This window comes from Methylobacterium durans, from assembly GCF_003173715.1.
Classification (GTDB): Bacteria; Pseudomonadota; Alphaproteobacteria; order Rhizobiales; family Beijerinckiaceae; genus Methylobacterium; species Methylobacterium durans.
Map to the genome: position 1 here is coordinate 146,482 of NZ_CP029550.1, position 14,171 is coordinate 160,652.

Consider the following 14,171-nt stretch of genomic DNA (forward strand, 5'->3'; position numbering starts at 1 on the left):
GCTACCCGCATCTCCCTCAGGTCAGGCCGCGGCCTTGCCGCCGCTTTCTTCGCCGATCCGGATCTTGGTGTCGGTCTGGAAGGCGTAGGGCGGGACGGGCAGGTTGCTCGGGGCGGGGCCGCGGCGCACGCGGCCGGAGGCGTCGAAGAGTGAGCCGTGGCAGGGGCAGGCCCAGCCGTCGTACGGGCCCGAATGGCCCGCCGGCACGCAGCCGAGATGCGTGCAGTTTCCGTAGACCACGAGCCACTTCTCGTGGCCCTCCTTGGTGCGGGCGGCGTCCGTCTGCGGGTCGATGAGATCCGACATCGGCACCGCGCGGAGATCCTGGATCTCCTTCTCGCTCCGGTTCCGGACGAAGATCAGCTTGCCGCGCCAGAACACGTTGATGATCTGGCCCTCCTGGATCGGGGCGAGATCGACCTCGATCGGCGCGCCGGCTGCGACGGTCGCGGCGTCGGGGGCCATCGAGGAGACGAACGGCCACGCCACGGCGCCGACGCCCACGGCGAGGCCCGCTCCGGTGGCGAGAAAGAGGAAGTCGCGTCGCGTTCCTTCAGCCCCGTGTGGGGCGGCAACGCCTGTGGCCACGGTGTCTGCCAAGGTCGGAAACTCCAAGCATGCAAACGACGGGTCCGGCCGCGTCCGAGCGACCGGGACCTATGAGGCTCTCGAGGAACGCCAGCCCGTGGGGGACCGAAGCATTATCGTTCTAAAGTGTGCAATGCGACCGCGCGTCGCCCGAAGTCAAGCTGACCCGCGCCGCAGCGGTGCACAAACGAGAGGATTGTGTCCGGGGCTCCTACCGCGCCGCGGCGGCTGCTCGGCGCGGCCGGCGGAGCCCCGTCAGGCGGAACCAGCGGGCGACGCGGAGGCCGGCCACCACGAGGAGGCCCGCGCAGAAGCCGAGCCAGATGCCGGTGCCTTCGAGACCCGCGATCCAGGCGAGACCGGCGCCGACCGGCACGCCGATCCCCCAGTAGCCCACGAGCGCGATCAGCATCGGCACCCGCGTGTCCTGCAGCCCGCGCAGCATGCCGAGCGCGGCCGATTGCACGCCGTCCGAAACCGCGAACAGCGCCGCGAGCATCAGGAAGGCCGTGGCGTAAGGCAGCACCCCGGCATTGGCGGGCGCCGAGCGGTCGAGGAACAGCCCGATCAACGTCTCCGGCAGGGCGACCTGGATCAGCGCGCAGAGGAGCATGAAGCCGAAGGCGAGGCCGAGCGCCACGAGGCCCGCGCGGCGGATGCCGGCGGCGTCCCGCGCGCCGTAGGCGAGGCCGACCCGGACCGTGGCGGCTTGGGCGATCCCGTTCGGCACCATGAAGCAGAAGGCCGCGATCTGAATCACGACCGCGTGCGCGGCGAGCTGCGCCGTGCCGAACAGACCCATGCCGAGCACCGCCGCCTCGAACAGGCCGGCCTCGGCGAGCCCCGTCGCCGCCATCGGCACGCCGAGGCCGGCAAGCGACCGCAGCCGCGCCGGATCGAAGCGCCAGAGCCGGTGAAGCATCCGGTGGCGCCGGAAGCCCGGATCGAGCAGCACCACGGCGCAGAGGGCGGCGAGGCTGAGGAAGGCGGTGAGCGTGGTCCCGAGCGCGACCCCGACGGGCCCGAGACCGAGCCCGCCCGCGTAGGAGAACCAGACCGCGAGGAGCACGTTCACGGGCAGAGCCATTAGGCTCACCGCGAGCGGCCAGCCGGGCCGCTGCAGCGCGGTCAGGGTCGAGCGCAGGACGAGGAACAGCAGGGCCGGCCACATCGCCCATTGCAGAGCCCGCATGTAGGTGCCGGCCGCGTCCGCGAGGTCGGCGGGCTCGCCGAGCGCATGCAGGAATGCGCCGGTGTGCCAGAGGAGCAGCATCAGCGGCGCGGACGCGAGCGTCGCCGCCCAGAACCCGGCCCGCACGATCCGGCGGAGCGCGTCCGGATCGGTGGCCGCGCCCGCCCGCGCCCGGTCCCGGCCCCGCGCCTCGGCGATCAGGGGCGCCACCGCCATCGTCAGGCCGATGCCGCAGATGAACAGGACGAAGTACAGGCTCGTCGCCAGCGCTCCGGCCGCGACCGGCCCCGCGCCGAGGCGGCCGAGGATCACGACGTCGCTCGTCACGAGGCCGTGCTGGGCGAGGTTCGTGACGACGAGGGGCGCGGCGAGCGCGAGGGTGGCGCGAAGTTCCGTGCCGTACGGGCGACGGATCTCCCGCTCCCGCGCGACTGGCGCCGCGAGACCGAGTGCCGACATGGTCGAGAGGTCCCGAGGTGTTGGGCAGGCGGAAGGCGAGCCGGCCGCCGATGCGAGGGCGTGCGCGTCGACGGGCCTAGCGCCGGACCGCGTCAGGAATTCGACGCTCCCTGCCGTCGCCCTGGCTCTTGCCGTTGTCGTCTTGCGCTCCCTCCCCCTTGCGGTCGGCGAGGAAACCGCCCGATTGCCGCTCCCACAACCGGGCGTAGAGGCCGCCGCGACGGACTAGGTCCGCGTGCGTCCCCTCCTCCACGATGCGGCCCTCGTCGATGACGATGAGCCGGTCGAGGGCGGCGATGGTCGAGAGGCGGTGGGCGATGGCGAGCACGGTCTTGCCCGCCATCAGCGTGTCGAGGGATTCCTGGATCGCCGCCTCGACCTGGCTGTCGAGGGCCGACGTCGCCTCGTCGAGGATCAGGATCGGGGCATCCTTCAGGATCACCCGGGCGATGGCGATGCGCTGGCGCTGGCCGCCGGAGAGCTTCACGCCGCGCTCGCCCACCTGCGCCTCGTAGCCGCGCCGGCCCTTGTGGTCGGCGAGTTCGCGGATGAAGGCGTCCGCGTGGGCGAGGCGCGCCGCGCGCTCGATCTCGGCCTCGGTCGCCTCGGGGCGCCCGTAGGCGATGTTGTCGCGGATCGAACGATGGAGGAGCGAGGTGTCCTGCGTCACGACCGCGATGGCCGAGCGCAGGGAATCCTGGCTCACGCGGGCGATGTCCTGCCCGTCGACGAGGATGCGGCCGCCCTCCAGGTCGTGGAGGCGCAGAAGGAGCGAGGTGATCGTGGTCTTGCCGGCGCCGCTGACGCCGACGAGGCCGACCTTCTCGCCGGCCCGGATCGTGAGGTTCAGGTCCTCGATGACGTTGGCGTCGCCGCGGCCGTAATGGAAGTCGACGCCTTCGAAGCGGATCTCGCCGCCGGCCACGGCGAGCGTCCCGGCATCGGGCGCGTCGACGACGGCGTGCGGGCGCGAGACCGTCTGCATGCTCTCCTGGATCACGCCGACATTCTCGAAAATGCCGCGCACCGTCTGCATCACCCAGCCCGACATCGCGATGAGGCGCAGCACCAGGGCGAGGCCCGCCGCGGCCTCGCCGGTCGTCAGGCCGTTGCGCTGCCAGAGCAGGAGGCAGACGCTGCCCGTCGCCAGGATGAGCAGGCTGTTCAGGATGCCGAGCAGCCCCGTCGTCGTCGTGACCAGGCGGAACTGGTGCAGGTAGGCCTTGGTGTGGACGTCCACCGCCTCGCGCACCGCGGCGCGCTCCTCCTGTGTGCGAGCGAACAGCTTGACGGTGAGGATGTTCGTGTAGCTGTCGACCACGCGCCCGACGAGGGTGGAGCGGGTGTCGGCGGTGGCGTGCGAGCGCTTGCGCGCCCGGGGCACGAACCACGCGGTGAGCGCGGTGTAGGCCACGACCCAGACGACGACCGGCAGCGCCAGCCAGGGCGAGATCGAGCCGAACAGGCCGACCGCCGTGACGGCGTAGATCGCCACGTAGAGCAGCGTGTCGATGAAGACGACGGCGAGCTCGCGCACGGCCGGCCCCACCTGCACCACCCGGTTGGCGAGACGCCCGGCGAAATCCGCCTGGAAGTAAGAGAGCGAGTGGCCGAGCGTGTAGAGGTGGGCGCGCCAGCGGACCTGATTCGTGGCCTGGGGCACGACAAGTTGATTCGAGAAGGCCTCGTGCAGCCAGATCGAGATCGGCCGCACCACGGCCACGAGCGCGACGGCCCCCGCGATGGCAAGCCCGTGCTCATGGAGCACGCTGGCCCGGTCGGCGGTGCTCATCAGGTCGATGAACCAGCGCATCAGCAGGTAGAGCGAGGCCTCGATCGTGCCCGCCACGAGCGAGATGACGAGCAGGACGAGGAGCGCCGCTCGGATCGGCCGCAGGTAGAAGGCCGCGAAACCGAGCACGGTCTTCGGGGGCATGCGCCCCTCGTCGAAGGGCGCGAACGGGTCGATGCGGCGCTCGAGCCAGTCGAGGAACATGGGGCTGAACCGGATTCCGGATGAGCCCCCCGATGTATGCGCTCTTGACGCTCTGCCAACCGGGCGGCGATGCCGCACGGACCGAAGTCCCGTGACGAACCGATGCTGCGCCTCGCCCTCTACCAGCCCGACATACCCCAGAACGCCGGCACGATGCTGCGGATGGCGGCCTGCCTCGGTCTTCCCGTCGAGATCATCGAGCCCGCGGGCTTCGACGTCTCGGACCGGCACTTGCGCCGGTCCGGCCTCGACTACCTCGATCACGTCGCGATCACCCGCCACCGCTCGTGGTCCGCCTTCGAGGCGTGGCGGCACGAGGCCGGTATCCGCCTCGTTCTCGCCACCACGCGCGGCGCCCTGCCCTACACGGACTTCGCCTTCGCCCCCGACGATTGCCTGCTGATGGGCCGCGAATCGGCCGGCGTGCCGGAGCAGGTCCACGCGGCGGCCGATGCCCGCATCGTCGTGCCGATGCGGCCGGGCATGCGCGCGATCAACGTCGCGGTGTGCGCCGGGATGATCGCTGGCGAGGCGATCCGGCAGACCGGAGCGGACGTGAACCTCGCCGAATTGACGCGTCGCCCGGCGGATGGGAAAGCCTGATCCCATGACGGATCCGACGACCACGACCCCGCCGGCCCCCCTGCCCTCCGCGGACGACCTCACCGCCCTGAAGAGCGAGGCGGGCCAGTGGTTCGCCACGCTCCGCGACCGGATCGTCGTCGCCCTCGAAGCGATCGAGGACGAGGCGACGGGGCCCTTCCATCCGGATGCTCCCCCCGAGCCCGGCCGCTTCGTGAAGACGCCCTGGCAGCGCACCGACCACAGCGGCGCGCCCGGCGGCGGCGGCGTGATGGCGATGCTCAAGGGCCGGGTCTTCGAGAAGGCCGGCGTGCACATCTCGACGGTGCACGGCGAGTTCGCCCCCGAGTTCCGGGCGCAGATGCCGGGCGCGGCGGAAGACCCGCGCTTCTTCGCCACCGGCATCTCGCTGATCGCCCATCCGTGGAACCCGAACGCGCCCACGGTCCACATGAACACCCGCTTCGTGGTGACGACCAGGGCGTGGTTCGGCGGCGGCGCGGACCTGACGCCGGTGCTCGACCGGCGGCGGACGCAGGAGGATCCGGATACGCAAGCCTTCCACGCGGCCCTGCGGACGGCCTGCGAGGCGCACGCTCCGGCCGCGGATTACGCCCGCTACAAGGCGTGGTGCGACGAGTATTTCCACTTGAAGCACCGGGACGAGCCCCGCGGCATCGGCGGCATCTTCTACGATTACCACTGGACCGGCGACACGCAGGCGGACCTCGCCTACACCCGCGACGTCGGCCAGGCTTTCCTGTCGGTCTATCCCGAGATCGTGCGGGCGAATCTCGCGACGCCCTGGACCGAGGCCGACCGGCTGGAGCAGCAGGTGCGGCGCGGGCGCTACGTGGAGTTCAACCTGCTCTACGATCGCGGCACCATCTTCGGCCTGAAGACCGGCGGCAACGTCGCCTCGATCCTGTCCTCGTTGCCGCCCACCGTCCGCTGGCCGTGAGCGACCTGCCGACGCGCTTCGCGCCGCAGCAGGATGCGGCGCTGAAAGCCATCGACGCGTGGCGCAAAGGGGGTGGGGCCCAGGTCTTTCGGCTGTTCGGCTATGCCGGCACCGGCAAGACGACGCTCGCCCGCCGCATCGCCGACGACGTCGACGGCACGGTCGTGTTCGGCGCCTTCACCGGCAAGGCGGCCTCGGTGATGCGCCAGAAGGGCTGCCACGACGCCCAGACCATCCACAGCCTGATCTACCGCACCAAGGAGACGGACGAGGGCGGCCCGACCTTCACCCTCAACCGGTCGGGCCCGGCCGCGAAGGCCGAACTCATCGTCATCGACGAGTGCTCGATGGTCGATGTCGACCTCGGCAACGACCTGCTCTCCTTCGACAAGCCGGTGCTGGTGCTCGGCGACCCGGCCCAGTTGCCGCCGGTGCGCGGCGGCGGCTACTTCACGGAGGCCGAGCCCGACGTGATGCTGACCGACGTCCACCGGCAGGCCGCCGACGACCCGATCGTCCGGATGGCGATGACCGTGCGCGAGGGCGGCCGCCTCGAGCGCGGCGATTACGGTCTGAGCCGCGTGATCTCGCGGCGCGACCTCGACCCGATGATGGTGCTTGAATCCGATCAGGTCCTGGTCGGCATGAACAGGACGCGCCGCCTCTACAACAACCGGATCCGCGAACTCGGCGGACAGACCGATCCGATGCCGGCGGTGGGCGAGAAACTGGTCTGCCTGAGGAACGACCGGACGAAGGGCCTTCTCAACGGCTCGACCTGGACGGTGCACGCGCTCCGCGCCCCGCCGCGTCCCGACACGATCCGCCTCGACGTGGTGCCGGAGGACGACCCGGCCCTGCGCCGCCGGCCCACCGACATCAAGGTCCTGCGCGCCGTGATGGAGGGCTCGGAGGAGGAGATCCCGGCTTTCCTGCGCCGGGAGACCGACGAGTTCACCTACGGCTACGCGCTGACCGTGCACAAGGCGCAGGGGTCCCAGTGGGACAAGGTGGTGCTCTTCGACGAGTCCTTCGCGTTCCGCGAGCACCGCGCCCGCTGGCTCTACACAGGGCTGACGCGGGCGGCCCAGGCGATCACCGTCGTGACCTGAGCCGGGTTGTCGGGCCGCGGACGGGCATGCGACACAGGCCGGGAACGGAGGATCGGTGATGGTTCTGACGGGAGGTTGCCGCTGCGGCGCGATCCGCTATTCCGCCGAGGGTGAGCCGGGCCACGCGTCCGTGTGCCACTGCGCCGATTGCCGCCGGTCGGCCGGGGCGCCCATGGTGGCCTGGGCGCTGTTCCCGCAGGAGCGCCTCGCAATCACCGGCCACCCCGCGCGCTACGAATCCTCCCCGGGCACCCTGCGGGAATTCTGCGGAACCTGCGGCACGGGGCTTTTCTACCGGAACGAATCCATCTTTCCCGGTCAGGTCGACATTCAGACCGCGACCCTCGACGATCCGGACGCCCTGCCTCCGAAGGCGCGCATCCAGACCGCGGAAGCGCCCAACTGGTTCGAGCGTTTCGACGCGCTGCCCCGCTTCCCGCGCTTCCCCGGATAGGCTTGGAGCGCCGCACCGCAGCGCCTACCTGAGCGCGGTATCGATCCCCCGACCGGAGCGTCCCTTGCCCCATTCCGAAACCGGCCATCCGCCGCAGATGCATGCCACAACCATCCTGATGGTGCGAAAGAACGGGCGTGTCGTGATCGGCGGCGACGGTCAGGTGAGCCTCGGGCAGACCATCGTGAAGGGCAATGCCCGCAAGGTCCGGCGGCTGGCCAAGGGCGCGGTGATCGGCGGGTTCGCGGGTGCGACCGCCGATGCCTTCACGCTGTTCGAGCGGCTGGAGGCCAAGCTCGAGCAATATCCGGGTCAACTCACCCGCGCCTGCGTGGAACTGACCAAGGATTGGCGCACCGACCGCTATCTCCGCCGCCTCGAGGCGATGATGCTGGTGGCCGACAAGGATGTCGGCCTGCTTCTGTCCGGCAGCGGCGATGTCCTGGAGCCGGAGGGTGGCGTCATGGCGATCGGCTCGGGCGGCAATTTCGCGCTCGCCGCGGCGCGAGCTCTGGAAGACAGCGAGCACGACGCCGAGACGATCGTGCGCAGAGCCCTCGGTATTGCGGCCGAGATCTGCGTCTACACGAACGGAAATCTCGTGATCGAGGCTCTGGAGGCTGGCGCTGACTAAAGAATGGTCACGTTAACGGTGTCTTGAGCAGTTTCTTGCAACGTTTGGGAGCGGAAATGCGCCCCCAGGTTGTAAAATGCAGATCAAGACCAAGATCCTCGGCTTCGTCGGAGCCTGCACGCTCGTCACCCTGGCGGGCGCTGCCGTCAGCGTCACCACATTGCACACGTTCAATGACGCAATCTCGGACGTGAAGCGCGCCTCGACGCACGCGCTCAACGGGGCGAACCTCAACCGGCTCGTCACCGAGGTGGTAGTGGAATCCCGCGGCATCTACGCCTCCGCCGACACGGCCGAGGCGAGGAAGTACGCGGAGGGTCTCCTGAAGAGCCTCGGCGCGATGAACGCGCTCCTGAAGGACTGGGCGCCCCACGTCTCCGCCGCGGACCGTCCCGTCTTCGAGCAGATGCTGAAGGACGCCGCCGCCTTCACGAGCCTGCGCACCGAACTCGCCAAACGAGGCGTCGAGGTCTCGCCGAAGGCGGCCACGGAACTCGGCTTCAACGACGACAATCGTGCGAACCGCAAGGCTTTCCAGGCCGGGGTCGATTCCCTCGTCCAGAGAAGCCGCGCCCAGGTCGAGGCGATCGACAAGGCGACGGACGACCTCTACGCGGAGCGCCTGCGGCTCCTCCTCCTCATCGCCATCGGCGGAGCTCTCGCCTGCGCGGCGCTCGGCGGCTTCGTCGGATACCGCCAGATCTCGCGGCCCCTCGGGGCGGTCTCGGCCGCCATCCGCCGGCTTGCCGAGGGCGATCACAACCTGCCGGCCGTCCATCCGAGCCGCGACGAGATCGGCGCGATCTGGCGCAGCATGCAGGTCTTCGCCGCCTCGATGCAGGAGAGTGCAGAGCTGCGGCACAATCAGGATCTCGCCAGCGTCGAGGCCGGCACGCGCAAGCGCTCCGAGATGAACGGCCTCGCTGACCGGTTCCAGGGCAGCGTCGGCGGCCTCGTCCGAAATCTCGCGGGCGCCGCCGCGGAGTTGGAGCATACCGCCCGCACCATGGCAGCCAATGCGGAGCAGACGAATCGCCAGTCGAGCGCCGTGATGGCTGCAGCGAACGAGACCTCGATGAACGTGCAGGCGGTCGCCACCGCCACCGAGGAATTGGCCGCCACGGCGAACGAGATCGGCATGCAGGTCACCCAGACCTCGCAGGCCGCCGCCGGTGCCGTCGAGAGCGCCCGCCGGACCAATGAGCGGGTGCAGATGCTCGCCCGCAGCGCCTCGAGCATCGGCGAGGTGGTGGCCCTGATCTCGAACATCGCCGGCCAGACGAACTTGCTGGCGCTGAACGCAACGATCGAGGCGGCCCGCGCCGGCGAGGCGGGACGCGGCTTCGCCGTCGTCGCCGCGGAGGTGAAGCAACTGGCCTCCCAGACCGCGCGCGCCACCGACGAGATCACAGCACAGATCGCCACCATCCAGGACGCCACCCGCGATACGGTCGGCGCCATCGGTGAGATCAGCGACACGATCGGCACCGTCCACCAGATCGCCCTCGGCGTCGCGGCCGCGGTGGAGGAGCAGCAGGTCGCCACCCAGGAGATCGCCCGCAGCGTCAACGACGCCGCCCGCGGCACCCAGGAAGTCACCGAGACGATGGCGCAGGTGCAGCGCGCCGCGCTCCAGGCGGGCACGGGCGCGACGCAGGTTCTCACCGCCGCGGGCGACCTGACCCGGCAATCCGAGAGCCTCGGCCGCGAGGTGGACGGCTTCGTAAGCGGCGTGCGCGCCGCCTGACGGACGTCGATCCCGGGCGAAAAGCGAGGCTGCGCCTTCCGGGCGCGGCCTCGCACGCCTAAATCCCCGGCATGAGCGCTGCTTCGCCCCTCCGACCGGCTTCGGGTGCGACGCGGCGCAGGGGTTTGCCGGGCGGACGTTTCGGACTCCGGCTGCCGCATCCGATTGGAGCCCGATGACCACCTTCTCTCCCCGCGAGATCGTCTCCGAACTCGACCGCTTCATCGTCGGCCAGCATGACGCCAAGCGCGCGGTCGCCATCGCCCTGCGCAACCGCTGGCGGCGCCAGCAACTGAAGGGCCCGCTGCGCGAGGAGGTCGCGCCCAAGAACATCCTGATGATCGGACCGACCGGCTGCGGCAAGACCGAGATCGCCCGCCGCCTCGCCCGGCTCGCGGGCGCCCCCTTCCTCAAGGTGGAGGCCACGAAGTTCACGGAAGTCGGCTATGTCGGGCGGGACGTCGAGCAGATCGTGCGCGACCTCGTCGAAGTCGGCATCGGGCTGCGGCGCGAGGAGAAGCGCCGCGAGGTGAAGGCCAAGGCGGAGGCGGCGGCCGAGAACCGCATCCTCGACGCTCTCGTCGGACCGACCGCCAGCCAGGCGACCCGCGACAGCTTCCGCAAGAAGCTCCGCAACAGCGACCTCGACGACAAGGAGGTCGAGCTTGAGCTCGCCTCCGGTGCGCCGGCCGGATTGCCGATGTTCGAGATCCCGGGCGTGCCCGGCGCCTCGATGGGGGCGATCAACCTCGGGGACATGCTGGGCAAGGCGCTCGGCGGCGCGAAGGGGAAGCCGCGCCGCATCACCGTGCGCGACGCCTACGCGCCGTTGCTCGCCGAGGAATCCGACAAGCTCGTCGACAACGATGCCCTGATCCAGGAGGCGGTTCGCGAGGTCGAGGACAACGGCATCGTCTTCCTCGACGAGATCGACAAGATCTGTGCCCGCGAGAGCCGGTCGGGCGCCGACGTCTCCCGCGAGGGCGTGCAGCGCGACCTGCTGCCGCTCATCGAGGGCACGACGGTGGCCACCAAGCACGGGCCGGTGAAGACCGACCACGTCCTGTTCATCGCGTCCGGCGCCTTCCACGTTTCGAAGCCCGCCGACCTCCTGCCCGAGCTGCAGGGGCGCTTGCCGATCCGCGTGGAGCTGAACCCGCTGACGGTGGACGATTTCCGGCAGATCCTCACCGCGACCGAGGCGAGCCTGATCAAGCAGACGGTCGCGCTTATGGAGACGGAGGGTGTCACCCTCGCCTTCACGGAGGACGCGGTCGACGCTCTGGCCCGCGTCGCGGTCGAGGTGAATTCCTCGGTCGAGAACATCGGCGCCCGTCGGCTGCAAACCGTGCTGGAGCGCGTGATCGACGACATCTCCTTCACGGCGACTGATCGCGCGGGCGAGACGATCACGATCGATGCAGCCTACGTGCGCGACCGCGTCGAGAGCCTGGCGGCGAACGCGGATCTCAGCCGGTTCATCCTCTGAATTCGCGTCGCGGCCCTTCAGGGGCGCGAGGGCGCCTCTCCTCTCCGCATGAGGAAGGAGAGGCGCGTTCCGTTCAGGCCGCCACCGCCTTGAGGAAGCGGCCGATCTCGGCCTCGAGCCCCGTAGCCACGTCCTCTACCGACGAGGCGGCCGATTCCACCGTCGAGGCCATCTCGGACGTGCGCTGTGCTGCGTTCGAGACGGTGCCGAGGTCGCGGGCGATGGCGACGCTGGTCTGGGCGGTCTCGCCGACGTTGCGGGAGATCTCGTCGGTGGCGGCGCCCTGCGCGGCGACCGCGCCCGAGATGTCGGCCGTGGTGGCGCTGATGCAGCCCATCCGGCTCGTCATCCGGCCGATCGCGTCGACGGCGACGCCGGTCGCACCCTGAACCCGCGCGACCTGGGCCGCGATCTCGTCGGTGGCCCGCGCCGTCTGTCCGGCGAGCTCCTTGACCTCGGCGGCGACCACCGCGAAGCCGCGGCCCGCCTCTCCGGCCCGCGCCGCCTCGATCGTGGCGTTGAGCGCCAGAAGATTCGTCTGCTCGGCCACGGCCCGGATCAGGCCGACCACGTCGCCGATGCGCTGGGCCGAGGCTGCGAGGTCGCCGACCTGCGCGTTCATCGATTCCGCCTCGCCGAGAGCGCCATCGACCTCGCCCTTCGCCCGCTCGATCCGGGCCTGGATCTCGGCGATCGAGGCCGCGAGCTGTTCGGCTGCGCTCGCCACGGTCTGGACGTTGGCGGATGTCTCCCGCGAGCCGGCAGAGGCGCCGTCGATCGCCGCGTTGGCCTCGGCCGAGACGGCGCTCATCGCCGCCGCGCGCTCGCGCATCTCGCCGGTGCGCGCGTTGAAGGTCGCGATCGATTGCTGCACGCGTACGCGGAACCGCTCGACCTCGCCGTCGAGAAGCTCCCGGCGCTGCCGCTCGCCCTCGCCTGCCATGCGCTGATCCGACTCGAGGCTGCGGGCGCGACGGCTCGTGTCGCGCAGGGTGCCGAGCGCGCGCGCCACGGCGCCGATCTCGTCCCGGCGCGCCTGCGAGGGGATCGGCCTGTCGAGGTCGCCCTCGGCAAGGCGCGTCGTGCGCGCGGCGATCTCGTTGAGAGGACGGAACATCCTGACTGCGATGGGGATCATGACGAGGCAGGCGAGGACGGCCACGGCGAGGCTGAGCAGCGCCATCGTCCACATCGTGGCCGCGTAATCCGCGTGGTACCGCTCCAGGGGGATGCCAATGTAGAGGATGCCGTTGACGGTGCCCGCCCTGTCGAAGGTCGGATGGTAAAGAGTGTAGAAGGGGCGCCCGAACAATGTGACGGTGCCCGAATAGGCCCGGCCGGCCCGGATCGCGCCCTGGGCCGGGTGGTCGGCCGCCAGAGCGGTGCCGACGGCGCGCTCGCCGTTCTCCTTCTTCACGTTGGTGATGCGGCGCAGGTAGCGGTCGCTGCCAGCCTCGCTGGCGAAGACCGTGGCGTTGCCGCCGATGAAGGCGGTGACGTCGTCGACGATCGTGAGATCGCTCAGGCTCCCGAGATCGGGCGCCACGACGCGCTCGACCCGTGAGCCGTCGAGGCCGACTGAGGCGCCTGCGACCTTGCCGGCGAAGACGAGCGAGAGCGTCCTCAGATGGGTTTCAGCCTCTTCACGCTGCTTGTCTTCGATCTGCGACCAGATCTGATGGCTCGCAGCAGCGAGGAGGATACCGACCGTCAAGACGATCGCCGCACCGGCTAGGAGGATGATCTTGGTCGTGAGGCTGCTAAACCTATGCATGGAAATCGTTCGCTCGATCGGCATCTGCTCTGCTTGGAGCGAACATCTTGGCACGGGTGTCTTAGCGTCTCGTTTCAATCGGTACGGTTCCGCGCGATCGATCCTGATCGCTCAGGCTGCCCAGACCTGCCCGGGACGGAGGGGAGAAAGCTGTCGGCCGGGCGCCCGGCCGCCTCGAGCGCGCGTTCCAGGGCCTCGAGCGGCCGCTCGACGCCCTCGTCGGTGAGGCGGAAGGTGCCCCAGTGATGGCCGAGCGCCTGCTCGGCGCCGAGCAGCCGCACCGCCTCGACCGCGTCCTCGGGGTTCATGTGCTGCGGCTGCATGAACCAGCGCGGCTCGTAGGCCCCGATCGGCAGCGTCGCGAGGCGGGGCGCACCGAAGCGGTCGCGCAGCGAGCGAAAGACGTTGCCGTCGCCGAGCCCGCTGTCGCCAACATGGACGTGGACGCCGTGCGGTCCCGTGATCACGAAGGCGCACCAGAGCGCCATACGCCGGTCGTTCAAGCCCCGGGCGGACCAATGGTTGGCCGGCACGAGGTGGACCGCGAGCCCGGCGCCGAGATCGACGCTCTCGCCCCAGTCCCGCGGCTCGACATGCATGGTCTCGTCGTAGGAGCGCAGAATCGCGTCGTTGCCGAGGGGCGCCACGATCAAGGGCTGATGCGCCTGCCAGAGGCGTGCGACGGTTGGCCCGTCGAGATGGTCGTAGTGGTTGTGGGTGATCAGCACCGCATCGATCGGCGGCAGATCAGCAAACGCGACCCCCGGTGGATTGACGCGCTTCGGCCCCGCGAACCGAACCGGGCTCGCGCGCTTGGCGTAGACCGGATCGACCAGGATGTTGCGGCCGGCGACCTGGAACAGGTAGCTCGCGTGGCCGATGAGCACGACACGGAGCGTCTCGGAGCGTTCGGGCGGCCTGTCGGCCGGAAACGGACTCGGGAAGCTTGCGGGCCAGGGCTCGCCCTGGCGCGCGAGCTGCCAGCGGATCACCTCGGCGAGATCCTTGTCGGCGGCCTGATCCGGGCTGTGGAAGCGCACCCCGTCGAAATGGTCGCTCTTCGGACCCTGGTAATAGGGATTGCGGCTGCGCCGGTGCGCGGCATACCCGACGCCGCCCAGCGTCATCACGGTGGCGGCGCTGGCGGCCGCGAGGAGGCTTCGCCGTTTCATCGACGGGGAGA

Annotated in this window: 11 protein-coding genes and 1 pseudogene; 7 read left to right on the forward strand and 5 right to left on the reverse strand. The window is 70.2% G+C overall.

The window, feature by feature from the left end:
- Window positions 1-21 precede the first annotated feature (21 nt).
- The 3 genes from petA to DK389_RS00615 all read right to left on the reverse strand — a co-directional run bounded on the left by petA (window position 22) and on the right by DK389_RS00615 (window position 4,235).
- On the reverse strand, window positions 22-600 hold the full coding sequence (gene petA, locus DK389_RS00605; protein WP_109886809.1) for a ubiquinol-cytochrome c reductase iron-sulfur subunit: 579 nt from the start codon (window positions 598-600) through the stop codon (window positions 22-24).
- A gap of 199 nt (window positions 601-799) precedes the next feature.
- Window positions 800-2,239: an MATE family efflux transporter gene (locus DK389_RS00610; protein ID WP_109886811.1), complete on the reverse strand. Its 1,440-nt coding sequence runs from the start codon at window positions 2,237-2,239 to the stop codon at window positions 800-802.
- 76 nt (window positions 2,240-2,315) lie between these two features.
- Window positions 2,316-4,235, reverse strand: a complete 1,920-nt coding sequence (locus DK389_RS00615; protein ID WP_109886813.1) for an ABC transporter ATP-binding protein — start codon at window positions 4,233-4,235, stop codon at window positions 2,316-2,318.
- Between the two features lie 102 nt (window positions 4,236-4,337).
- Between DK389_RS00615 and DK389_RS00620 the strand changes: the two genes are divergently transcribed.
- The 7 genes from DK389_RS00620 to hslU all read left to right on the forward strand — a co-directional run bounded on the left by DK389_RS00620 (window position 4,338) and on the right by hslU (window position 11,214).
- Entirely contained in the window at window positions 4,338-4,838 is a 501-nt protein-coding gene (locus DK389_RS00620) for a tRNA (cytidine(34)-2'-O)-methyltransferase (RefSeq protein ID WP_109886815.1), read from the forward strand.
- A 4-nt stretch (window positions 4,839-4,842) separates the two neighbouring features.
- Window positions 4,843-5,778, forward strand: a complete 936-nt coding sequence (gene hemF / locus DK389_RS00625) for an oxygen-dependent coproporphyrinogen oxidase (RefSeq protein ID WP_109886817.1) — start codon at window positions 4,843-4,845, stop codon at window positions 5,776-5,778.
- Window positions 5,769-6,890 carry an ATP-dependent DNA helicase gene (locus DK389_RS00630; RefSeq protein ID WP_109895858.1) on the forward strand — a complete coding sequence of 374 codons (1,122 nt, stop codon included), beginning with the start codon at window positions 5,769-5,771 and terminating at the stop codon, window positions 6,888-6,890. Before hemF ends, DK389_RS00630 begins: the two co-directional genes overlap by 10 nt.
- 58 nt (window positions 6,891-6,948) lie before the next feature.
- Entirely contained in the window at window positions 6,949-7,344 is a 396-nt protein-coding gene (locus DK389_RS00635) for a GFA family protein (protein WP_109886819.1), read from the forward strand.
- Between the two features lie 97 nt (window positions 7,345-7,441).
- The gene (hslV, locus tag DK389_RS00640; protein ID WP_109886821.1) at window positions 7,442-7,978 is read left to right on the forward strand and encodes an ATP-dependent protease subunit HslV; all 537 of its coding nucleotides are present in this window, start codon (window positions 7,442-7,444) and stop codon (window positions 7,976-7,978) included.
- Between the two features lie 76 nt (window positions 7,979-8,054).
- The gene (locus DK389_RS00645; protein WP_109886823.1) at window positions 8,055-9,725 is read left to right on the forward strand and encodes a methyl-accepting chemotaxis protein; all 1,671 of its coding nucleotides are present in this window, start codon (window positions 8,055-8,057) and stop codon (window positions 9,723-9,725) included.
- 175 nt (window positions 9,726-9,900) lie between these two features.
- A complete protein-coding gene (gene hslU / locus DK389_RS00650) occupies window positions 9,901-11,214 on the forward strand; it encodes an ATP-dependent protease ATPase subunit HslU (RefSeq protein WP_109886825.1) in 1,314 nt (437 codons plus the stop codon).
- Window positions 11,215-11,287: 73 nt separating this feature from the next.
- Here hslU and DK389_RS00655 read toward each other — a convergent pair whose 3' ends face one another.
- A complete protein-coding gene (locus tag DK389_RS00655) occupies window positions 11,288-12,928 on the reverse strand; it encodes a methyl-accepting chemotaxis protein (protein ID WP_236960497.1) in 1,641 nt (546 codons plus the stop codon).
- 171 nt (window positions 12,929-13,099) lie between these two features.
- A pseudogene (locus DK389_RS00660) lies at window positions 13,100-14,160 on the reverse strand (MBL fold metallo-hydrolase).
- Window positions 14,161-14,171 lie beyond the last annotated feature (11 nt).